This window comes from Synechococcus sp. H55.8 (genome assembly GCF_047462375.1).
Classification (GTDB): Bacteria; Cyanobacteriota; Cyanobacteriia; order Thermostichales; family Thermostichaceae; genus Thermostichus.
The window spans coordinates 48,355-69,733 of record NZ_JANSJC010000009.1 but is presented as its reverse complement, the minus strand read 5'-3'; the positions used below and the strand labels follow the sequence as shown (position 1 = coordinate 69,733).

Genomic DNA, 21,379 nt, shown 5'->3' with positions numbered 1-21,379 from the left:
CTCCCCTCTCCCAGGGGGAGAGGGGTCGGGGGTGAGGGACAGCAGTGCCGAGTGCAGGGGATCCCTATTCCACGGCGGCCTTGGCTGCTTTCGCCTCTTTGGCGGCTCTCATTTCTGCCAGAATCTCCTCCGGCCGCTTGCCAGCCCGTTGGGATCCGGCAGGCAGCTCATGGGGATCGATCACCCCCTTGGGCAGGTAGGCAAACTCCCGCAGCGGCGTCACCATCGGGTCTTCCGTGACCTTGGAAGGCAAACGGCCCATCGCCACCTGGTGGTAGTTGAGGTCGTGGCGGTCGTAGGTGGCTAGCTCATAATCTTCGGTAACCGAGAGGCAATTGGTGGGGCAAAACTCCACACAATTGGCACAGAAAATGCACACTCCAAAATCGATGCTGTAGCTGTAAAGCTCTTTTTTCTTCATCTCGGTGTTATAGGCCCAGTCCACCACCGGCAGGTCGATGGGGCAAACCCGAACACAGATCTCGCAGGCAATGCACTTATCGAACTCGAAATGAATGCGTCCCCGAAAGCGCTCGGAGGGGATCAGCTTTTCAAAGGGGTATTGCACAGTCACCGGGCGACGGCCCATGTGGTCGAAAACCACCCCCATCCCCTGGCCGATGTACTTGGCCGCTTTGAAAGCATCGCTTACGTATTCGCCAACTCGCTTCAGAAAAGTCATGGCCTGTTCTCTCCCTCTCTCGCTTTCTTTACTTTCATTACTTTCATTCAACCCCCGAAAACGCTTGGGAAGGCGAGTTTCAAAGCTGCCGTCAACAGCAAATTGACAAACGAGACGGGCAGCAGAAATTTCCACCCCAAGTCCAGCAGTTGGTCAATACGCACCCGCGGCAAGGTCCAGCGCAAGAGGATGGCCAAGAACACGAAGATAAAAGCCTTGACCATCGTCATGAGAATCCCTAAGACCGCCGCGCCGATCTGCAAAAAGGGGTTGTCCAACGGGATCCCAGCCCAGGCGGCGATCGTCTCCACCGGCACCACGAACGACCAGCCGCCCAAGTACAACACCGCTGCAATCAGGGAAGCCAGCAGCAAGTTGGCGTAGGATCCCAGATAAAACAGGGCAAATTTCATGCCGGAGTACTCCGTTTGGTAGCCAGCCACCAGCTCCTCCTCGGCTTCCGGCAAGTCGAACGGGATCCGCTCCGTTTCCGCCAGGGCCGAGATCAAGAAAATGACAAAGCCAATCGGCTGCCGCCAGACGTTCCAACTGAGGATCCCCAGTCCGCTCTGCTGCTCCACAATCCCCACGGTGTCCAAGCCGTTGCTCATCAGCACCACCGCCAGCACCGACAGAGCTAGGGGTAGCTCGTAGCTGATCGACTGGGCCGCCGCCCGCAGCCCCCCCAGCAGGGAATACTTGTTGTTGGAGCCGTAGCCGGACATCAACAAGCCGATGGGCTGCACGCTGGAGGTGGCGATCAGGAAAAAGACGCCGATGGCGATGTTGGAGATCAACAGGTTCTGGCCGAAGGGAACCACCAGGTAGCACAAAAAGACCGGCAGGAAAACGAGGATCGGCCCCAGCGTGAACAAAACCGGGTCGGCCAGGCTGGGCAGCACATCTTCCTTCGTCAAGAGCTTGAGGCCATCGGCAATCGGGATCAGCACCCCCTGCGGCCCGGCCATGTTGGGGCCAATCCGCTGTTGGGCCGCTGCCGAGATCTTGCGCTCCAGCCAAGTCATCACCATCACCCCTAGAGTGGCGGCGATGACCAGCAACAACATGGGTAGGGGCATCCAGAGGGCGTGGGCAGCACCTGGGCCCAAGCCCAAGTTTTGCAGGGCAGTCTCAAAGCCAAGCTGTAGGTCGATACCGGCAGTTGTCATGGGGTTGAGTAGCTCCCTAAAGACGGTGGGTCAAAAAAACCTTGGATCCCGTGCGTTAACTAAGCCTTGCCGTTGGGATCCGACTGAGGGGGACGGTGGCGGCGGCGTAGCTCCTGCTGAATGATGGCCTGGAGGCGAGCATCGGATAGCTGCTCTGCGCGGCGACGCCTTTCTTCTTGGTACTTGGCCCATTGCTTGGGGCCGATAATTGCGGCAATAGTTGCAACAATCAAGAGCGGCAGAACCAAGATCGCCCAGGCCATCGCCTTTATCCTCGCTTTCCTAGCGGTATTTTAGCGATCCACCTCCCCCATGATGATGTCGATGCTGCCCAGAATGGCGATCATATCGGCTACCTTCATGCCGCGAATGAGCTGAGGCAGCACCTGCAGATTGACAAAGCCAGGCGGACGAATTTTCCAGCGCCAGGGACAGACATTGTCGTCGCCGACGATGTAAATGCCCAGCTCGCCTTTGGCGCTCTCCACCCGCACGTAGGCCTCTCCTTTGGGGATCTTGAAGTTGGCCGAGGGTTTTTTGCTGATGAACTGGTAATCGCCTTTGTTCCACTCCGACTTTGGCCCCTCCAGCATGCGTTTGGCTTCCAGATTTTCAAAGGGGCCACCGGGCAGGGCCTTCACCGCCTGCTGGACAATTTTGCAGGACTGGCGCATCTCCTTCATGCGCACCCGATAGCGGGCCAGGCAATCCCCCTCTGGGTAAACGGCCACCTCCCAGTCGAAGTCGTCGTAGCACTCGTAGTGATCCACCTTGCGCAGATCCCAGTTGACGCCGCAGGCGCGCAGCATGGGGCCGGATAGACCCCAGTTGATGGCATCCTGCTTGGAGATGACCCCCACCCCTTCCAGCCGCCGGCGGAAAATGGGGTTGTCGGTAACCAGCCGCTCGTACTCATCTACTTTGGGCAGGAAGTACTCGCAAAAATCGAGGCATTTTTCCGTCCAGCCGTAGGGCAGATCCACCGCTACGCCCCCGACGCGGAAGTAGTTGTTGTTGATGAGGCGCATGCCGGTGACGGCTTCAAACAAATCCAAGATCCACTCCCGCTCCCGCATAGCATAGAGGAAGGGGGTTTGGGCGCCTAAGTCCGCCAAGAAGGGGCCGAACCAGAGCAGGTGGTTGGTGATGCGGGTCAGCTCCAACATGATCACCCGCAAGTAGCTGGCCCGCCGGGGCACCGGGATCCCGGCCAGTTTCTCGACGGCGTTGACGGTGATGGCCTCGTTGAACATGCCAGCGCCGTAGTCCCAGCGGGAGACGTAGGGCAGGTATTGCACCACGGTGCGGTTTTCGGCAATTTTTTCCATGCCGCGGTGCAAGTAGCCGATCACCGGCTCGCAATCGACGATGTTTTCGCCATCGAGGGTGACCAGCAGGCGCAAGACCCCGTGCATAGAGGGATGGTGCGGCCCAAAGTTGAGCAGCATCCGGTCGGTACGGGTCTCGATCATGGGCATGGGCATAGCCGCCGCCTCCGCAACTGAAGAATGTTTATGGTCTGCAACATTTGCAGTATAACGGCTTTCCCGCGGTTCCTCGATCTCTCAGGCCATCAGGGATCCCAATTTTCGTCATTGAGGATCCCCTAATGGGTTCGGCTAGAGTGTTTTAAAAAAGGTAAGGAGAGGGATGGCGGCATCTGGTTCACCCCCGAATGGCTTATCTCGGCGGGAGCAACAGCATCCGCTATATGCTACCGACAGGGCTGTGCTTGATGAGCTGATGGCGCAGGCTCGGGAGAACCCTCCCTCCGATTGGGTGCTGGCCGAAGTCGCCCGTCTGCGCATCCGCTATCAAGGTTTCCCTGGCGCCTGGGATCTGCAGCAGGATTTGGATCAGATCTTGGAGCAGTGGGGCCTGAGCGAAGAGGAGCTGTTTGCCCGCACCCGCCAGATCCACGCTCGCGGCCAGGTGTACGACCGCAGCTTCAGCACGCGAGACGACTGGGCCTAGGAGGCCTGGAGTTGCTCCGCAAAAACAGGATCCAGAGGCACATCCAAAGCAGCGATGACCTTGGTCCAGAAGTTCATAAAGCCGATCCAGGCCGAGAGCTCCACCAGATCTTCATCCGACCAGATGGCTTTGAGTTGGGCAAAGAAGCTATCGGTAACCACCATGCTGGGCACGGTCATGCGCTCGGCGTACTCGATGGCCAGTTTCTCCGCCTCGGTGTAGAGGGTGCTGGTGCGGGCCTGGGCCACCGCCGCAATTTTGGCCGGGCTAGCTCCGTGTTTTTGCGCCTGCAGGGTGTGGTAGGGCAGGCAGTAGTGGCGGCAGCCGTTGATCTGGGCAATGCGGATGCTGACCAGCTCCTTCAGCTCTTCGGGCAAGTTGGGGTTGTCGGTGTGCAGCGCCCCGTAAAGGTTCATCACCGCCCGCATCAGTTGCGGCTTATGGGCCATCACCTGTAGCGGGTTGAGGGCGGTGCCATAGGTTTTCTCCAGGCTTTCGTAAACCTTCTGCAGTTGCTTATCGGCTTTTTCTGGGGGAACAGGAGGGATCCGCATGGATGATCTATAAAATTGCAGCATTCTCGACTTTAGCGCGTTTGGGGGATCCGCCCAAGCCTTCCACTCCGCTGCCCTGGCTGTTTCCTCAGGGATCCCTGCTCCCGCCCAGGATTGAACTTCGAACCTTCCGGCAATTCTTGCCTGAAAAGCTTTTCCCGGTCATGGGTTGCCCAAGGATTGCTCAATGGCTTCTACCTGCTGTTGGGTGGCCGTAGCCCCTTGATTGAGGGTTTGCTGGAGCTGTTCCCGCGACTGGTAGATCTGCAGCGGCCCTCCCTGGGGGATTCCTTGCTGGGCGGCCTCAGGGCTGGCCTGTTCCGGCCTCGGCTCTGAACCGAGCGGGTTGCGATAGAGGCGGTTCACAACCAAAAAGCCCACCAGCACCACGGCAGTTGCCACCAAAAGTCGAACCATACCCGGATCCCTTGCGAGCACCTGGTTCTAAAATGCCCAAAAAGAGCCTCAGGTATCAGAGGTCGGGCACAATGGTGCAGACTGCTCAGCCGGTACGGGTTGGCATTGGCGGCCCGGTGGGATCCGGAAAAACCGCCCTGGTGGAAAAGCTCTGTCTGTCGCTGCGGGATCACCTGTCTTTGGCCGTGGTGACCAACGACATTTATACCCGCGAAGATGCCGAGTTTTTGGTGCGGGCCAAGGCGCTGGAAGCGGAGCGGATCATCGGCGTGGAGACCGGCGGCTGTCCCCACACGGCCATTCGGGAAGACGCCTCCCTCAACCTCGATGCCATTCAGGAGCTGGAGCGCCGCTTCTGTCCCCTGGATCTCATCCTGGTGGAATCGGGGGGGGATAACTTGGCAGCCACCTTCAGCCCAGAGCTGGTGGATGCCTGCATCTATGTTATTGACGTGGCCGAAGGGGACAAGATCCCGCGCAAGGGGGGGCCGGGGATCACCCGCTCTGACCTGCTGGTGATCAACAAGATCGACCTGGCGCCCTACGTAGGGGCAGACTTGGGGGTGATGGAACGGGATGCCCGCCGCATGCGGGGGGACAGGCCTTTTGTCTTCACCAACCTGCGCACGGGCGAGGGGCTGGAGCAGATCCTGGGCTGGCTGGAGCGGGAGGTGCTCTTTCGCTCCATCCAGGCCGATTCTCCCTCTGTGAGCCACCTGTGAACTTCGGCAAGGCCCTCTTGAAGATCAGCCGCCAAGGCCAACAGACCCACATTTGGGAGTATTCTCAGGCCCCCCTGCAATGGCTGGGATCCCCGGGTGAGCCGCCACTCTATTACCTACGCAACCCCAATGGTGGACTGCTGGGCGGGGATCGCCACCGCATCGCCATCGAGCTGGGGGCAGGCGCAGCGCTGGAAATTCGCACCCAAGGGGCAACCCGCCTCCACCCCGGCCTGAGCCGGCAACAGGCCAAGGTCAAGCTGGCTCCCACCAGCCAACTGATCTGGATCCCTCACCCGACCATTCTGGGCGCAGGAGCAGACTTCCGCCAACAGGTGCAGATCGAACTGGATCCCAGTGCCCGCCTGGCCTATGCCGAGATCTGGACAGCCGGGCGGCTGGCCATGGGGGAATGCTGGCAGTTTCGGCGCCTTTCCAGCAGCTTGCGGGTTTGGGTCGCTGCCGGGATCCCCGCCTCCACAGACGGGAGCAAACTCTGGCTGCAGGAGCACCTAGACCTGCGCTTTCCCCACCAGCATATCTCCGCCGCGTCGGTGCTGGGATCCCATCTCTGCTGGGGATCCCTGTACTTACTGGGGGATTGGCCAGAGCCGGAGTGGCCGACGGATACGCACCACTGGCTGCTGCGGTCGCCGGATCCCGTCTGTCAGGGCTGGATCTTGCGCCAGGTGGGACCCCAGGCAGAGGCCATCTGGCAGCAGTTTGGCCAAGTTGTGCAACAGCTTGCCCCGGCCAAGAGAAGCTCAAGCCAGGGGTGGTAGGCTAGGGCTGGCTTAGCCCAACCCGTTGCACGAGATCATGAACGCCGCTCGACGCATTATCAGACGTTCCGTCCGCAAGGGGCGAAGCCGCTGGCTCCTCCTCTACGAAAAAGGAATGGCCCTGCTGGCTTTGGGCAACCTGTGCTTGGTGCTCTTCGACCTCAGCTACGTGCCCTGGCGAGACTTCTGGCTCCAGGGGCGGGTGCAGATCTTCGGTGCCTTTGGCCCTCCCATTCCCTTGCCCATCCTCTCCCAACAGACCAGCCGCTCCCCGGTAACCGACCTGTACGACCCGGTTAAAGGCATTGAGCCCAACCCGGAAACCCAGCGCTACTTGGCCCTGGTGGATGAGCTGCGCCAGGTCACCCTGCGCTTTGGGGTGGAGTCGGAAGCTGCGGCACCGATCCTGGCCCGCCTGCGGCAACTGAGCGACGAGATGATCGAGACCAACCCCTTTCAGGCCGCCAACAAAACCGGCCAGTTTGTGCGCATCCTCAACTTGATGCGGGAGCACATCCCCGAAGCCGACTCGGCCAGGGCTGCCTTCGCCCGCTTCTGGACTGCCGAATACTTGGCCAGCGTCGATCCCAAAGACGGGATCGAATTTTTCCAGGCCCGCCTGCGCCCCCTCTTCGAGACCAATTACTCCCGCCCCATCGGCGAGAGCGGCAACCCGGTGGACTTTTTCCCCCTGCTGGACCTTCCCTTTGCCTTGCTGTTTGGGCTGGAATTTGTGCTGCGCACGGTGGCCATCAGCCGTCGCTACACCGGCGTCAATTGGCTGGATGCCATGCTCTGGCGCTGGTACGATGTGCTGCTGCTGCTGCCCTTTTGGCGCTGGCTGCGGGTGATCCCGGTTACCATCCGGCTGGGACAGGCGCAGTTGCTGGATCTGGAGCGGGTTCGCGCTCAGGTGAGCCAAGGCTTTGTCGCCAACTTCGCCGAAGACCTGACCGAGGTCATCGTCGTGCGGGTGATCAACCAAATCCAGGCATCCATCCAGCGGGGATCCCTGCCCCTGTTGCCGGCAGCCGATCCCTCCCGCAGCTACATCGACCTCAACGAGATCAACGAGCTGGAAGCCATTGCCAACCTGGTTTTTCGCACCGTCCTCTACCGCGTCCTGCCCCAGGTCCAGCCGGAGGTGGAGCAATTGCTCCGCTACAACCTGGGTGGCCTGCTCAAACAACTCCCCGCCCTGCAAACCCTGGAACGGCTGCCCGGCCTCGGATCCCTGCCCGGCCAACTGACGGAGCGCCTGGCCAGCGAGCTGACCACCACCACCTATAAAACCTTGACCAACAGCTTCGAGGATCCCGTCGGCTCCCAGTTGGCGGCCCAACTGTTGCGGCGCTTTGGCGAAGTCTTGGCCAACGAACTCACCCAGCAACATGTGCTGGAGGAAATTCGCTCCCTGTTACAGGACTTGCTGGAAGAGATCAAGATCAACTACGTGGAGCGCCTCTCCCACGAAGATCTGGAGGAAGTGATGGAGCAAACCCGCAAGCTGCGGCAAAAAGCTCAACAACTGCAGCAAGCCCGCAGCGCGTAGGAGTGGTTGACGAGGTTGCGCCGGTTCAGTAGGATAATGTTTCTAGTCCGGGCGAGTGGCGAAACTGGTAGACGCACCGCACTCAAAATGCGGCGGGAAACCGTGTCGGTTCGAATCCGACCTTGCCCATGCCCTCGAGCTGCTAGGCTGCAGGTATTACCCAGCAGATAATAGATAAAGACTTTGGGGTTCAGATGGGATCAATTGGTAGGGATCCGCCTGGTTAAGCTCTCGACAGAGGTGAGCAAAAGACTGGAGACTTTCAAGGCGCTCCGCGAGCTCGCTGAGGGTGTCTAGGTATTCGGCTAAAGCCGCTTGGGAAAGGTACCAAGACTTGTCCAGCTCTTGGAAGTAGGTCATCTGGAACTCGACAGAAAGATTCTTTTCCCTAAGGAAGCGCTGCTCCGGTGTAAGCGCTCGATCAAATGGGGAAAGACGAGCAATGCGCTGGATGCGTTCGCTAGAGATGTGGCCAGCAAAGCCGGGAGCTGTGTACGTATAGGCCGTCCGGAGCTGAGGTCGATCCGCTGGCAAGAGAGCTGCACACCACCTTTCGCTTAGTTCCCGGAAACGAGGAACCTCAAAGTCCAGGGCATCGACGGCATCTTGCAGGTACCCATGCTTAAGCAGAAGCTGGGATTCCGCCGCTAAGGAAACTGCCCAACCCTTGAGGGCAATATCGCCAAGCAGTAGGCAGTGGGCCTGGCGCTCAACAGGGATCTGATGGGCTTGGTCGGAGAAAAAGATGCGGGCTTCCGCTAGCGCCTTAAGGGCATCGCGAGGAGAAGCCTCAGGGAATCGGTGCAAACTAACCAGCTCTGCCTGCAGCTTAGCAAGACTTTGAATGAAAAGAGCACGATGCAAATTGGAGATAGCCAACAGAATTTCGGCTCTACTCTGAACGGCCAAAGCTTGCAAATAGGCCAGTTGGCCAGAAAGTGCATCTAGCTTTTGCTGGATGTCTTGGATCCCTTCCCTAACAATCTTTTCTAGGCGGGCAATAGAGTCTTGCAACTGATTCAGGCGGAAATGCATGTAGGTAAAGCCAATAGCGCTAACCCCCAGGTTTAAAACGCTAGCGCCAGCAGCTACCTGAGAAAGCCCCAAAATCTTGGTGGCAGTCTGCTGCAAAACCTCAAGCTTTCGATGAGTGGCTTGGTGACCAAGGGCATTAATCACGGATTCAGGAGATACCGGCGCATTCATCAGCAAGCTGGTCAGGCCAGGAGCTTCGGCCAAATGCTTGACGATGCGACCCGTGGCAGCTTCTCGAACAACGCCACCGTAGCGAACCAGGGATCCATCCAAAAGCCCGCTGACAATCGAAGGAGAAGCAAAAAGGAGAGTTGGAATGAGCATGACTTACGCTCCCAAAGTTCCGGTCACACAAGGTAGAAATCCTTGTTGGCAAAGGAGTTTAAATGTAATGGGGGGGAGATCCAGACAATCTTTGCTTTACTGCATAGAGCCAGAAACGCATCCCTTCGCTCAAGAGGACTCGCATCTTTGCGAAGTCCAGGAAGCTCCTCGTCAGCTTCGAGAGCCACTAGATAAAAAGCACTTTCATCATTGAGATTTTCAGACGGAAACTTCTCGACTTCCTCTTTCAGAGCCTCAAACTCTTTCTGTGTGCCTCTCCAGATATACTTTGAGTTTTTATACAGAAGCTCACACGCATTCTTCTCTGTTATTTTTTGTCCGGGAGAAAGGTGAGAAAAGTATTCGCGAAACTGGCTAGCCCTCGAGGCTAGCACGACCCAACTTTCGCGTTCGGAAGGCTTGGGTTCGGGCAAATTTTCTGCAAGCCTAAGTTCTGCAAGCCCAAGTCCAGCAGCTGCTCCAACAGCAGCCCCTATTGGTCCTCCAATAGCACCACCAACGATAGCTCCAAGTCCTACAGCAGCTAATTTAGCAAGAAGCTCTCCCTGCTCTTTGTCGTTCTCACTCATCATTCCCACTCCCTAAGCAAGACAAAGATTGAACAAAACTTTCAATTGCATTCTTCCTATTCTCCAGATCTTCGGCTATAGCTACTGCTTGGTTAAAGTTCTCTTCAATCCGCCTTCTTTGCTCATCTAGCTCGCCCATAGAAAGGTCAAGTGCTTTTCTAACCAATTTTTGAGTAGCCTCTCTTAGTTCTTCCATGTAACCTATGATCCATTCTTTCAGAACTTGCCACAATTTTCGCTTACCAGCATCTGCTCCGCTTGACCACTCCTCAGCCATCTTATCGAAGCTGGGTACAATTAGCTGTTGATAGAACTCCGTCCCAACTTTAGCTATCTTGTACTCCTTGCCTCCAAAGCAAGATCTAGGCTCCTCGACTATTGTAGTTTTGTCCTTCTTTGTAGTCTCTATCTTTGCTCTTTTATTAAAGAGAAAGACATCTTGCGTAAGGCGCAAGGGCTCGCTTCTCAGCTTAACGCCAGTTTGAATCAATTCCTGGATCCCTAGCTTATCTTCCTCAGAGACTGTGAGGATTTCTTCAACGGCTCCAATAAGGTTTGCAATAAGCTGAGAGATCAATGAGTTCGCAAATCTCTCAAAAGTTTGAGCCTTCGCCTGTAACAGAAACTCGGCCCTATGTTCGAGAGCGTCCCTAACCGATTGGTAGAGAGCTAAAACAGCGCGCTCAGCTCTTTCTATCTTCTCATGAGGCTTTTTGGTTTTCTCCTCAACAGGTACTCTCAGAATCAGGCTGTCTCCCTGACACTCACAATCCCTCAACGTTCTGAGTGTCATGTCGCAAGATCTAGCAACGAGGTTGGCAATGTGAGCAGGGATCACTTCTTTCAGAGAATCTTCTAGCGGATAAACACCAATTTCTTGCTTGAGTGCATCTCGAACTGGAGCAATGATTTTATTAATCAAATCTTTAACTTGCTCGTCCACAAAGTCAATAAAATCGGGAAACCCCTGCCAGCCCTTCTTTCTGGCTTCCTCCTCAATCTTTGATAGGGACTCAGGAGTGCCACTAGCACTGGCAACTTGGTTGAGTAAGCCTGTAATGTCATCGATAAACGATTGGGCAACTTGATTGATTGCTTCCTTGCATTGCTCTTGTTTCTCTTGAATATATTTTCTTTGCCTATCTACTTCCTCTAGCGTCTGAATTTGTCTTGTATTGATTATGACATCTAGGGCACTGCTAATCTCTCTAGCTGAGTTGATCACTTGTAGCACTGCCGGGAGAATAACAACTCTTGCAGTGTCTGCTTGAATCCTTTCTCGCAATGCTCTCCATAGCAAGTTGCCGCCGCTCCACTCTCGGATGTAGCCAAGCAAGAGCCTAGTGTCATTGTCAGATATTGCCTGCCCTTCCTCGACTTTGTTTTCAAGGTCTGCTATCCAAGACTTCAGCTCCCTATCACCTCTTGTAGAAGCCTTGATGAGATTAGCACAGTCTTCAAAAAGAGCGCTGAGCATCCATTGTTTAGTACTGGGATCCACATCCGATCCTTCGGAAGAGTTGGCTCCCCAGGCACATTGGGCATAGAAGAGCGCCTTAGCAGAGAGCGGAATGATAAAAGGCAGCTCTGGAAGATCCAGAATCTCCTTAATTTCCTCTCTCAGCTCCTCGACCTTTTGCTCTAGAGGGTTGTCGGTTTGATTTCGCATGTCAACCCTATTGAGCAAGAAAATCATCAAGCTGGTTTGACCTCGGAGAAACTCCACAACATCTTTTAGCTCTCTCAAGAGGGCTTCTCGTCTTTGCCAATCTGTCTGAGAGTAATCCAGTGCAACAAGGCTAAAGCACTTGCTGACATGCTCTTGGATGATCCTGAGGCTTGTTCTATCTTGGACTGAGTTCAGGCCAGGCAAGTCATAAATCTCAACCTGTAAGCCCTCAGGCAGGTTTAATAGAGAAGAAGCCCTGACAGGAAGGAGCGGACACTCAACGTCTATCTGAGGGATGACTACCTCGGCTTTATCTTCCTTCTTCCTCTTCTTTCGCCGCTCTTGGTGGTAAGCCTCCATTGTCAGCTTGAGCCTGCTGTAGATCTCTTCGTCCCTCAGGTCTTCCCACGTGCCGCATTCCCAGGTGGCTCCTTCTGTATTGTGGATAACTAACTTGCTCCGCTCGCCGTGCCTAATCCGCAGGATCCCGGCGCTCATCTCCTGGGCCTCGATAGGCGCGATTTTCCGACCAATGAGAGCGTTGACAATGGTGGACTTACCTGAAGAGGTGGTGCCAATGGTGGCAATCCGGAAGGAGGGCTTCCGTAGGCGGGCATTGGCCTCTTCGTAGACAACCTGAAAGTTCTCCAGCTTCTCCAGCAGCACGGAGTTGCTGACTACGTCGTGGTATTCGTTAACGATCCCAGCGGTGAGGTTGCCGAGGTCAAATAGTGAGTCTCTCGCGGTCTGCAAAGCTACCGAGGGATCCATAGAATCAAGCCGGTGATGCGCTCCATCAGATAGGGTTGAAGATGACATGCCAACAGTTCTCAAGCCGCTTCGCTGGCATTATATCCATCTTGCTGATACCGTCGTTCGTTTCCTTCGCATTGTTTTCAGCGTTCTTCTTGCCAGCAATGCTCATTCAGTAGCATAAAAAACAGTTCTAAAAGGCACAGAGCTGCCGGCACTTCTGGGATCAGCGAGAGCTGGTTTGGCAGATGGAGTCGCAAGCCTATCTCCTCCCGGCTAGAGCCAGCAAGCAGTTGAGAGGATTGCCAGATTGCTTAAGATGAGACTGCTGAGTCCGAACTCCTTCTCCCTGTAAATGATGGATGGATCCTTGCAATCTTTCTTCGCCTCTGCCACCCAGGTGGGGCTGGGGGTGGCGGGTCTGCTGGCTCTGCTTACCCTGCTGGCCTGGATCCGCAACTGGCCTTGGAAGTTTTCGCTGGTGGGCTACACGGCCTTCACCCTGGTTTTGACGGCGGGCTGTTTTGCCCTCAGTTTAGGGCCGATCTTTCGCTCCCGCATTCCCGGCGCTGCCCCCTACACCACGGTCTATGACCAAGGGGCAGAGCGGGCGGTCATCGCCGTCAGCCCGGACATTACCCCAGAGCACCTGATCCTCACGCTGAAGCAGGCGGCCAGCGATTTGGCGTCCTCCGGTCGCTTCTCCACCGGCTCGCCGGTATTTACCCTGCAGGCCCGCACCGTCATCCACCCTGAACCGGGGGTCTCCGAGCCCTTACTTTTGGGCACGCTGCAACAGCCGCTGGGAAAACGCCTGCGCACCCCGGAAGAACAGCAGCAGCAGCAGATCCGGCTGGAGGAAGAAGCCTTTGCCCGGCTGCGCAAGCTGGTCCAGGTTCAGGCTGCGGCTCCTTCCGCTGAGGGTGGGTTAGAAGAGCTCCCTTTGTCCCAGTCCTGAGCGCTAAGCCAGCGACGCAGATCCCGTCCTACCTGTTCAGGGATCTCCCACGGGAAGAGGTGGGCCACATCGGGATAGACAATGCAGGTGCACTGGGGTAGAAGGCGGGCGGTGGCCAAGCTGCTAGCGGCGGTGATGTGGCGATCCCGCTCGCCGGCCAGGAGCAACACAGGTAGGCGCAGGTGCTGCAGCTCCCCCTCACGGTTGTAGCCCTGTTGCAGGGCGGTGCGCAAAGCGCGGCGGGCTTGGGGAGAGGTGTGCAGATAGGCAGGCAAAGCTGCCTGGGCCAGATAGCGATAGGCGGTTGGGGTGTGTTGCTGGATGAGGTAGCGGTAAAGAGAGCGGCGGCCAAAGGTGTCGATGTTCCAACTCCAGCCGGGCCAAAGCCAGTTGAGCAGCGAAGCAATGCCGGTGTTAAGCTGATCCCAAACGGTGATGGGGGGATGGTTGCTACGAGGACAGGCGGCGCTGGCTACCAAAACCAAGCCCTTGACCCGCTGCGGCAGGCGCAAGGCCAACTCCAGGGCCAGGATCCCACCCAACGACCAGCCCAACACCAGACACTCCTGCCAGCCCAGGCAATCCAGCAGCTCCTGCAAGTCCTCTAGGTGAGTTGCCATCTCAAAGGGATCCCGTACCTGCGAACGCCCATAGCCGCGCAGATCCGGCGCCACACAGGGGTGGATCCCCGCCACCGCCTCAGCAAAAACTTCCATGCAGTCAGCATTGCCCGGATGGCCGTGGAGCAGCAGGATGGGCAGGGAAGGGATCCCTTTGCCCCAGGCACGGTAGTAGAGCTGCAGGCCCATAGCTTAGGCGCTAGCCGCCTTTTTGGGCACGGACTGCAGCTTCACCCCGTTGGGAAGGCAAATTAAGTTTTGATCCAGCACCTGCACAAACCCTTTCGAGCGCAGGGATCCCAGCAGGCGAGTGACCGTTACGCGCGTAGCCCCAATGGCGTCCCCAATCTGGGCGTGGGTCAGAGTCCAGGGAAGGTACATCCCCTGCTCACAGGGCTGCCCGTACTCTTCAATCAACAGCGTTAGGAACCCCTTGAGGCGGTCAATGGCACGCCGTTGGCCCAAGTTGCCTAGCCAGAGCAGCTTGCGTTGCAGTTGCTGGCGGAAGCTTTCTTGAATTTTCTGGTGCAAGTAGGGCCACTGCTCCAGATCCTGCCAGTAAAACCACATTACCGTGGTGCGATCGACATGGGTGCAAGCTTTTAGCTCAAAGCGCTCCGGGTTGCTCAGCTCAAAGGGCACGCCGGGTGTGATAAACCCGACAAAAACCTCCCGCCGCTCCGGCGTTTGGCTAACTAGGCGCACCACGCCTTCTTGGGGGATGTAGACCAGGCCCGGACGGGTGGGGATGCGCACATCCTTGGGAAAAGTGCGACAGCGGTAGTGCTCCTCGGCCCACTGGCAGAGCTCCCGCCATTCCTGAGCCTCCGCTGCCGATGTGATGGAAACTAGGGACATGGGATAGGCTTCCTGTCAATTGAGTAACTAGGTGAACTTTGCCGCCTCTTCCGCTCCATCGAGCCATCAAAAGAGTTTGTAAAGAAAAGGCCAGACCCTAACGGAAGGATAAACCAAGAGGAAGGGAGCTTCGGTAGTAGCTTTACCTTAGCTTCATAATGACACTCAAGATTTATGGAGCAACACCGTGGTTATACGGATGTTGTTTATAAGGCTACGTCTAATGGTAACATACAGAAGCCGCACTCTTCGTTTTTTCCTGGCTCCTGGCCGGCTGTGGGCCCAGCAGCAGATAGCATAGTAGGGGCAGCCGGGTTGCTTGGACGCGGTGAGGAGTGGCACCGATGAACATTCTCGTTAGCAACGATGACGGCATCCAGGCGGCAGGGGTGCGGTGTTTAGCGGCAGCGCTGGCTCAGATGGGCGGACACCAGGTGACAGTAGTCTGTCCGGATCGGGAGCGCTCGGCCACCGGCCACGCCTTGACGTTGCACAAACCGCTGCGGGTGGATCCGGTGCGGGAGGGGTTTCCGCCAGAGGTGCAAGCCTGGGCCTGTTCGGGCACACCTTCCGACTGTGTCAAGCTGGGTCTGGACGGGCTATTGGATTATCCTCCCGATTGGGTGATTTCCGGCATCAATCAGGGAGCCAATCTGGGCACCGATGTGCTCTACTCCGGCACCGTCTCAGCGGCCATGGAAGGGCTATTGGAAGGGATCCCCAGCCTGGCGGTGAGCCTGGCCAGCTTTACCCACCAGGATTTTCAGCCGGCGGCCCAGGTGGTGCTGACGCTGCTGGAGAAGCTGAGCCTGAAGCCCCTAGAGAAGCCGCTGCTGTTGAACATCAATGTCCCACCGGTGGCGCTGACGGAGATACGCGGCATGGTCTTGGCCCGCCTGGCCTGGCGCAAGTACACCGATATCTACGAAAAGCGGCTGGATCCGCGCGGCAAGGCCTACTACTGGCTGGCGGGGGAAGTGGTGGAAGAGGGAGTGGATCCCTGTTCCGACGTGCAGGCGGTTGCCCAAGGGTATGTGTCGATTACGCCCCTGCAGCCGGATCTGACGGCCTACACCGCCTTCGACAGCTTGCAGCGGTGGGGAATCTCGGCCTTTGGCTCCTGAGTTGCAAGCTGGTGAGCCGCATACAGCTTCTTCCAGCGTTGTCTACTTCTCTACTGTAATAGTCGTTTCAAACAAGATTAAGACACTTTGCTGCCAGCCCCTCACCCCCAACCCCTCTCCCTGAGGGAGAGGGGAGTTAGAGCGGCGCGTTCGCGACAGCGTTGCGTAGCAATAATGACATAGAGAAACGTTTCATTGCTGTTTGAAAGGACTATCTCTTGCGTAGGTAGGATCCCGCTTGGCTACAGAACTCCCATGCAAGGGTTGCGATAGTCAGCGGGAGTGTCAAAGCTGAGCTGCGTGTTTTGCCTATGCAGGAGTGCTCATGGAAGGCTGGAGTGTTTGTCAACCATCTCGGCTAGAACAGCAGCGTGCAGAAGCTGGTCAACAGCAACGTCACCGCCGTCAAGAGCAGGCTGAAGCTCCACAGCCACAAGGCAGCAGCCAGCAAAATCCCGATGACCCAGATGAGCAGGGCATTCCAGTAGGGTCGGTTGGGGGCTTTGGAGACGTTGATTTTTTGGAAGAAGGGCAGCAGGATAAACGCCACATCCAACAGCAGCCGCGGCAGCCGCAAGTCCTGGGGCAGGGGCAGATCCCGCACCGCCAGATAGAGCAGCCCCCAGCTCAACAGAAGGGGGATCAACAACAGGTAATTGGATTCGGCCAGCAGCGGTCGCTCCACCACCAGCGGAAACAGAGGGCTGATCCCCCAGCCCAGATAGAGGTAAAAGTCGAACTTCAACAGCGGCTGCAACAGAGGGGGCAGGCTGAGGCGCTGCAGGTGTTGTTGAATCCTATTCCCCTGAGCTCTGACTCTCTGGCCCCCAGATCCACCTTTTCCGGCTGAGGCCGCCCGCCAGCCGCAGTGGTCGCAGTAGGGGGACTTATATCGATAGGCCGGGATCGGCTTGCCACAGGCGGGGCAACGCTGGATCGGACGCGGTTGAGAACTCATGACCATCCGCACTCCTTCTGCTCTAGCATGCCCCAATTGTCGTCAGTTGACTCCCAGGGCAAACGACAAGGTGATACACGCTGCTCCCAAAGCAGCGCCGGCAATAACCTGAACAGGCGTGTGGCCCAGCAACTCCTTCAGGTAAGGTTCTTGGAAACGATCGGCGCCCTTCTCTTCAAACCATTCTTCCAGGAGACGGTTCAGCACCCGCGCCTGCTTGCCGGCGGCCTGGCGGATCCCAGCAGCATCGTACATCACCACCAAAGCAAAAACCACCGTCGCCGCAAACAGCAGGCTGTCCCAGCCTTCCTGGATCCCCACCCCCACCGACAAAGCCGTCACCAGCGCCGCGTGGGAGCTGGGCATCCCCCCCGTCTCCACCAAGACCCGCAGGTCGAGCTTGCCCGACCGCACATAGGCCAGGATCAGCTTCATGGCCTGGGCCAAACCACTGGCCAGCAGAGCAACCCAGAGGACGTGGTTGGCCATCAACTGTTGCAGCATAGAGCTCTCCGGCACCAGAACGCGACCAGGGTCTTTAACAGGGGGACAGGGATCCCATCTGAATCTTGTCCTTTTGTCCTGTCCTAATGCTGACGGCGAGTGATGAAATCTGCCAGGGCCAACAGTGGCTCGGCCCGGGATCCGTAGGGGCGCAACGCCTCCTTGGCCGATTGGATCAGCTCCTCGGCTTTTTGCCGGGAAGCCTCTAGGCCCAACAAGCTGGGGTAGGTGGCTTTGGCGGCAGCTTGATCCTTGCCTGCCGTTTTGCCCAGTTGCTCGCTGGTGGCAGTGATATCCAAAATGTCGTCCACGATCTGAAAAGCCAAGCCAATGTCGCGGGCGTAGTGGCCCAGGCGGGCCAGCAGCTCTTCATCAGCCCCTGCCAGGATCCCGCCTGAGACCACCGAGGCTTCCAGCAGAGCGCCCGTCTTGTGGCTGTGGATGTACTCCAAAGTTTCCAGGGAAATGGCTTTGCCCTCCGACTCCAAATCCACCACCTGGCCCCCCACCAAGCCGGTTGCCGCCGCTGCGTGGCCAATGCGGGCAATGACTTGCAGCACCAACTGCGGCGGTACCCCCTGAGTTTGGCTGGCAATATGCTCAAAGGCAAAAGCCAGCAGCGCATCTCCCGCCAAGATGGCAATGTCTTCGCCGAACACCTTATGGTTGGTGGGTTTGCCGCGGCGAAAATCGTCGTTGTCCATGGCCGGCAGGTCGTCATGGATCAGCGACATGGTGTGGATCATCTCTAGGGCGCAGGCAGTGGGCAGGGCCTGCTCCACGGAGCCGCCGGCCAACTCACAGGCCGCCAGACAGAGGATCGGCCTCAGGCGTTTTCCCCCCGCCAGCAGGCTGTAGCGCATCGCCTCGTAAATGCGCTCCGGATAGGCGGGAACCAGAGCTGCAGAAAGCGCCTCTTCCACCTGTTGCTGACGCCGGCTCAGATAGACTTTCAGGTCAAAGGTTTGGGCAACCAAGCGGGGTTTCCTCTCAACTCGGCAATGGGGGGATCCCTGTCGAGTAGTTCTACAACAGGCTTGCAAGCCGACATTATCTCATGTCCACTCCAGGTCGGGATCCCTGCTTGAGCCGCTAAAACTCTATCTTGATACCCTGCACGCGGCGGCATAGGGGATCCGCAAGCTTGCGCTAGCCGTCCCCCCAATGTCAGGATGCATTAAGGATCTTCAGCCGGCTTGGTCTTCTTATGTCCCACTCATCTGCTCAGCTTGGCGATGGCGACCGTCTGCTGCGGGCGGCCCGTGGGGAGGTGCTGGATCGTCCTCCGGTTTGGATGATGCGCCAGGCGGGGCGCTACATGGCGGTCTACCGTGAGCTGCAGAGCAAATACACCTTCAAGCAGCGCTGCGAGATCCCGGAGCTGGCGATTGAGATCTCGTTGCAGCCGTTTCGCGCCTTTGCCCCCGACGGCGTCATTATGTTCAGCGACATCCTCACCCCCCTTGAGGGCATGGGGATCCCCTTTGAGCTGGTGGAGCAGCAGGGGCCGATCATCGACCCGCCAATCCGCTCCCAGGCCCAAATCGACCAAATCCGTCTCTTAGAGCCGGAAGAAAGCCTGCCCTTTATCAAGACCATACTCAGCACCTTGCGCCGCGAGGTGGAAGGGAAGGCAACGCTGCTGGGCTTTGTCGGCTCCCCTTGGACCTTGGCCTGCTACGCCGTAGAGGGCCGCAGCTCCAAAGACTATGCCCATATCAAGAGCCTGGCCTTCACTCAGCCGCAGATGTTGCATCAGTTGCTGAGCAAGCTGGCGGATAGCATTGCCCGCTACGTGATCTACCAGATCGAGTGCGGTGCCCAGGTGGTGCAGTTGTTTGACACCTGGGCCGGCCAGCTCAGCCCCGGCGATTACGAAGCTTGGGCCTTGCCCTACCAAAAGCAAATTGTGGATCAGGTGAAAGCTCGGTATCCGCAGGTGCCGCTCATTCTCTACATCAACGGCAGCGCCGCTTTGTTGGAGCGGGTGGGCAAAGCTGGCATCGATGTCTTCAGCCTCGATTGGATGAGCGACATGGCCGAGGCCAGGGCCCGCCTGGGATCCCTGGCGGTGCAGGGCAATCTCGACCCGATGGTGTTGCTGGGATCCCCGGAATTCATCCGGCAGCGCACCCTGGAGGTGATTCAAAAGGCGGGACCCCGCGGCCACATCATGAACCTGGGCCACGGCGTGCACCACACCACTCCGGAGGCCAATGTCCATCACTTTTTCGAGACGGTGCGCCAATCGGCAGAGCTGCTCAAAGCTCTCTAGCCGTATAGAAAAACCCCTTGACTCTAGGAGTAGGGTTTGCCTTACGAGCCAGGGATCCCCGGTGTACATCAGCGTCATCATCCCCACCTACAACCGCCGTCCCATCTTGCAGAAATGTCTGCAGGCTTTGGCCCAGCAGCAGCCTGGCCCCTACGACGGCTACGAGGTGGTGGTGGTGGACGACGGCTCCACCGACGGCACGGTGGAATGGCTGCAGAGCCAGCCGCCAGATTTGCCGCCGATAAAGCTTTTGTGCCAAGAACACCGCGGCCCTGCTGCCGCCCGCAACCTGGGGTTTCGCCATGCCCAGGGATCCATCATTGTTTTTATCGACAGCGACCTGGTGGTGGTGGATCATTTCTTGGCCGCTCATGCCCAGATGCTGCGGCGACACGGCGTCAAGGGGGATCCCAGTTCGCTCCAGGAAGCCAAGGTCTTCACCTATGGGCGGGTGATCAACACCTGCAATTTCCAGGATCCCTGCTCCGAGCCCTTCAAGCCCACCGATTTTTCGGCAGCCTTCTTTGCCACCGGCAATGTGGCCATCGCCCGCCATTGGCTGGAGCGGGCTTGTGAAACCCCTGCCGGCCCCTTTGACGAGCGGTTTCACCTCTACGGCTGGGAAGACCTGGAGCTGGGGGTGCGGCTGAAGCACCTGGGCCTGCGCCTGGTCAAGTGCCCCCAGGCCACCGGCTACCACTGGCATCCGCCCTTCGAGCTAGCGCAAATCCCAGCCCTCATCGAGCGGGAGCGGCAGCGGGGCCGCATGGGCATCCTCTTTTACCAAAAGCACCCCACTTGGGCCGTGCGCCTGATGATCCAACTGACGCCTCTGCATCAATGCCTATGGGGCCTGCTGTCGCTGGGGGGCTGGCTGAACGAGAAGCGGCTAGAGCCGCTGCTGCGCTGGTTGATCCGGCAAGGCCGCTCGCAGTTGGCCTTGGAGCTGTGTCGGGTTTGCTTCCTCAACTGGTACAACGTCCAGGCGGTTTACGAGAGCTACAGAGCAATGAAAGCCCGAAATAGCGGGATCCACCTGTCCTGAGCGCTCACCAGCGTCGGATAGGTCAGCCGGCCATAGTCCTTGCCGGGGATCAACGGCCTTCCGGGATCCGGGTCAGCAGGGCCAAGGGGCTCCCAAACGGCGCCGGCCCCCTTGACGATGGCCCACACCGCCGCCACATCCCAGATCTTGGGTGAGCGTTCTACCGCTCCCAAAAGGCTGCCGCTGGCCACCGCCAGCAGGTTGTAGGCAGCGCCCCCCAACATCCGCGCTTTGCAGGGAAATTGCGGGCTAATCCAGTGGCTGCTGCGGGAGCAAAAATTAAACAGTTGGTTGGGGCCGGGTGGGGCGGTGCTGGGGTGGATGGGCTGAGGAAGAACGGGATCCCGGTCGTGGCGGATGAGAAAAGCTCCTGCCGGCGCATCGCCCGCAAACTGAGGCCAGTAGCCGTAAAAAGTCTGGCGGATGGGCGGCAGATGCACACAGCCAAACACGGGCACGCCCCAGTGCAACAGCGCCAGCGAGCTGCCCCAGATGGGGATCCCGCGGGCAAAATTGGTGGTGCCATCCAAGGGATCCACCACCCAGCACCACTCTTCCTCCGGGAAAATGTGGTTGGACTCCTCGCTCAGGTAGCCGTGAGCCGGATAGGCCGCGGCAATTGCCTTTTGAAAGGTGTCATCTGCCCATTTGTCAGAAGCGGTTACCAAGCTGCCGTCCGCTTTTTCCGTAGAGGAGGCCTGGCCAAAGTCTGCCAAGAGCTGCGATCCGACCCTTGCCGTGGCCTGCAGGGCAAACTCGGTAACCTCCAGCCAGAAGGGGGAGGGAGAGGCGGTTTCACAAAGAGCACCCATGC

The 21,379-nt window shown here is 58.0% G+C and carries 23 protein-coding genes and 1 tRNA gene; 9 read left to right on the top strand and 15 right to left on the bottom strand.

What is annotated here, in order from left to right; genetic code table 11:
- Positions 1-64: 64 nt before the first annotated feature.
- From ndhI to NW862_RS05750, 4 genes are read right to left on the bottom strand one after another with little or no spacing between them, the layout of a single operon-like run.
- Entirely contained in the window at positions 65-682 is a 618-nt protein-coding gene (gene ndhI, locus NW862_RS05765) for an NAD(P)H-quinone oxidoreductase subunit I (protein WP_414335216.1), read from the bottom strand.
- Between the two features lie 47 nt (positions 683-729).
- Positions 730-1,851 carry an NADH-quinone oxidoreductase subunit NuoH gene (nuoH, locus tag NW862_RS05760; RefSeq protein WP_414335218.1) on the bottom strand — a complete coding sequence of 374 codons (1,122 nt, stop codon included), beginning with the start codon at positions 1,849-1,851 and terminating at the stop codon, positions 730-732.
- Between the two features lie 59 nt (positions 1,852-1,910).
- A complete protein-coding gene (locus NW862_RS05755; RefSeq protein ID WP_414335220.1) occupies positions 1,911-2,114 on the bottom strand; it encodes a hypothetical protein in 204 nt (67 codons plus the stop codon).
- A 30-nt stretch (positions 2,115-2,144) separates the two neighbouring features.
- Positions 2,145-3,329 (bottom strand): NAD(P)H-quinone oxidoreductase subunit H, encoded by a 1,185-nt coding sequence (locus tag NW862_RS05750; RefSeq protein ID WP_414335237.1) that lies wholly within the window; start codon positions 3,327-3,329, stop codon positions 2,145-2,147.
- Positions 3,330-3,501: 172 nt separating this feature from the next.
- Between NW862_RS05750 and NW862_RS05745 the strand changes: the two genes are divergently transcribed.
- Complete coding sequence (locus NW862_RS05745) at positions 3,502-3,825, top strand: DUF3288 family protein (RefSeq protein ID WP_414335221.1); 324 nt, start codon at positions 3,502-3,504, stop codon at positions 3,823-3,825.
- Here NW862_RS05745 and NW862_RS05740 read toward each other — a convergent pair.
- Together NW862_RS05740 and NW862_RS05735 are read right to left on the bottom strand one after the other, a co-directional pair.
- Positions 3,822-4,379 carry a carboxymuconolactone decarboxylase family protein gene (locus NW862_RS05740; RefSeq protein WP_414337178.1) on the bottom strand — a complete coding sequence of 186 codons (558 nt, stop codon included), beginning with the start codon at positions 4,377-4,379 and terminating at the stop codon, positions 3,822-3,824. The genes NW862_RS05745 and NW862_RS05740 overlap by 4 nt on opposite strands.
- A 162-nt stretch (positions 4,380-4,541) precedes the next feature.
- On the bottom strand, positions 4,542-4,796 hold the full coding sequence (locus NW862_RS05735; RefSeq protein ID WP_414335225.1) for a hypothetical protein: 255 nt from the start codon (positions 4,794-4,796) through the stop codon (positions 4,542-4,544).
- Positions 4,797-4,867: 71 nt separating this feature from the next.
- On the opposite strand from NW862_RS05735, the gene ureG reads away from it, so the two are divergent.
- From ureG to NW862_RS05715, 4 genes are all read left to right on the top strand, one after another.
- Positions 4,868-5,518 (top strand): urease accessory protein UreG, encoded by a 651-nt coding sequence (ureG, locus tag NW862_RS05730; protein WP_414335227.1) that lies wholly within the window; start codon positions 4,868-4,870, stop codon positions 5,516-5,518.
- A complete protein-coding gene (locus NW862_RS05725) occupies positions 5,515-6,300 on the top strand; it encodes an urease accessory protein UreD (protein ID WP_414427001.1) in 786 nt (261 codons plus the stop codon). The genes ureG and NW862_RS05725 overlap by 4 nt, the downstream gene beginning before the upstream one ends.
- Before the next feature lie 37 nt (positions 6,301-6,337).
- A complete protein-coding gene (locus tag NW862_RS05720; protein WP_414348799.1) occupies positions 6,338-7,852 on the top strand; it encodes a hypothetical protein in 1,515 nt (504 codons plus the stop codon).
- 49 nt (positions 7,853-7,901) lie between these two features.
- Positions 7,902-7,981: transfer RNA gene (locus tag NW862_RS05715), tRNA-Leu, on the top strand.
- A gap of 27 nt (positions 7,982-8,008) precedes the next feature.
- Here NW862_RS05715 and NW862_RS05710 read toward each other — a convergent pair.
- Genes NW862_RS05710 through NW862_RS05700 form a run of 3 tightly spaced genes read right to left on the bottom strand, consistent with a single transcriptional unit; the run spans position 8,009 to position 12,289 of the window.
- Complete coding sequence (locus NW862_RS05710) at positions 8,009-9,211, bottom strand: hypothetical protein (RefSeq protein WP_414427000.1); 1,203 nt, start codon at positions 9,209-9,211, stop codon at positions 8,009-8,011.
- Positions 9,212-9,234: 23 nt separating this feature from the next.
- Entirely contained in the window at positions 9,235-9,801 is a 567-nt protein-coding gene (locus NW862_RS05705; RefSeq protein WP_414426999.1) for a hypothetical protein, read from the bottom strand.
- The gene (locus NW862_RS05700) at positions 9,794-12,289 is read right to left on the bottom strand and encodes a dynamin family protein (protein WP_414426998.1); all 2,496 of its coding nucleotides are present in this window, start codon (positions 12,287-12,289) and stop codon (positions 9,794-9,796) included. The genes NW862_RS05705 and NW862_RS05700 overlap by 8 nt, the downstream gene beginning before the upstream one ends.
- A gap of 304 nt (positions 12,290-12,593) precedes the next feature.
- On the opposite strand from NW862_RS05700, the gene NW862_RS05695 reads away from it, so the two are divergent.
- Positions 12,594-13,181 (top strand): DUF2518 family protein, encoded by a 588-nt coding sequence (locus NW862_RS05695; protein ID WP_414335887.1) that lies wholly within the window; start codon positions 12,594-12,596, stop codon positions 13,179-13,181.
- Here the strand turns inward: NW862_RS05695 and NW862_RS05690 are convergent.
- Entirely contained in the window at positions 13,121-13,990 is an 870-nt protein-coding gene (locus NW862_RS05690; RefSeq protein WP_414335885.1) for an alpha/beta fold hydrolase, read from the bottom strand. The genes NW862_RS05695 and NW862_RS05690 overlap by 61 nt on opposite strands.
- Before the next feature lie 3 nt (positions 13,991-13,993).
- Positions 13,994-14,659, bottom strand: a complete 666-nt coding sequence (locus NW862_RS05685; protein WP_414335883.1) for a Crp/Fnr family transcriptional regulator — start codon at positions 14,657-14,659, stop codon at positions 13,994-13,996.
- A gap of 344 nt (positions 14,660-15,003) precedes the next feature.
- Here NW862_RS05685 and surE point away from each other — a divergent pair, with 344 nt between their 5' ends.
- Positions 15,004-15,783: a 5'/3'-nucleotidase SurE gene (gene surE, locus NW862_RS05680; protein ID WP_414335882.1), complete on the top strand. Its 780-nt coding sequence runs from the start codon at positions 15,004-15,006 to the stop codon at positions 15,781-15,783.
- A 358-nt stretch (positions 15,784-16,141) separates the two neighbouring features.
- On the opposite strand, the gene NW862_RS05675 is transcribed toward surE, so the two are convergent.
- The 3 genes from NW862_RS05675 to crtE all read right to left on the bottom strand — a co-directional run bounded on the left by NW862_RS05675 (position 16,142) and on the right by crtE (position 18,222).
- Complete coding sequence (locus NW862_RS05675; protein WP_414335757.1) at positions 16,142-16,741, bottom strand: hypothetical protein; 600 nt, start codon at positions 16,739-16,741, stop codon at positions 16,142-16,144.
- Positions 16,742-16,783: 42 nt separating this feature from the next.
- Positions 16,784-17,245, bottom strand: a complete 462-nt coding sequence (locus NW862_RS05670; protein WP_414335755.1) for a divergent PAP2 family protein — start codon at positions 17,243-17,245, stop codon at positions 16,784-16,786.
- Between the two features lie 83 nt (positions 17,246-17,328).
- Entirely contained in the window at positions 17,329-18,222 is an 894-nt protein-coding gene (gene crtE, locus NW862_RS05665; RefSeq protein WP_414335754.1) for a geranylgeranyl diphosphate synthase CrtE, read from the bottom strand.
- A gap of 230 nt (positions 18,223-18,452) precedes the next feature.
- On the opposite strand from crtE, the gene hemE reads away from it, so the two are divergent.
- On the top strand, positions 18,453-19,520 hold the full coding sequence (gene hemE, locus NW862_RS05660; protein WP_414335752.1) for a uroporphyrinogen decarboxylase: 1,068 nt from the start codon (positions 18,453-18,455) through the stop codon (positions 19,518-19,520).
- A 61-nt stretch (positions 19,521-19,581) separates the two neighbouring features.
- Positions 19,582-20,565 carry a glycosyltransferase family 2 protein gene (locus tag NW862_RS05655; protein ID WP_414338203.1) on the top strand — a complete coding sequence of 328 codons (984 nt, stop codon included), beginning with the start codon at positions 19,582-19,584 and terminating at the stop codon, positions 20,563-20,565.
- Here the strand turns inward: NW862_RS05655 and NW862_RS05650 are convergent.
- Positions 20,520-21,377, bottom strand: a complete 858-nt coding sequence (locus NW862_RS05650; protein WP_414426997.1) for an inositol monophosphatase family protein — start codon at positions 21,375-21,377, stop codon at positions 20,520-20,522. The genes NW862_RS05655 and NW862_RS05650 overlap by 46 nt on opposite strands.
- Positions 21,378-21,379: the final 2 nt, after the last annotated feature.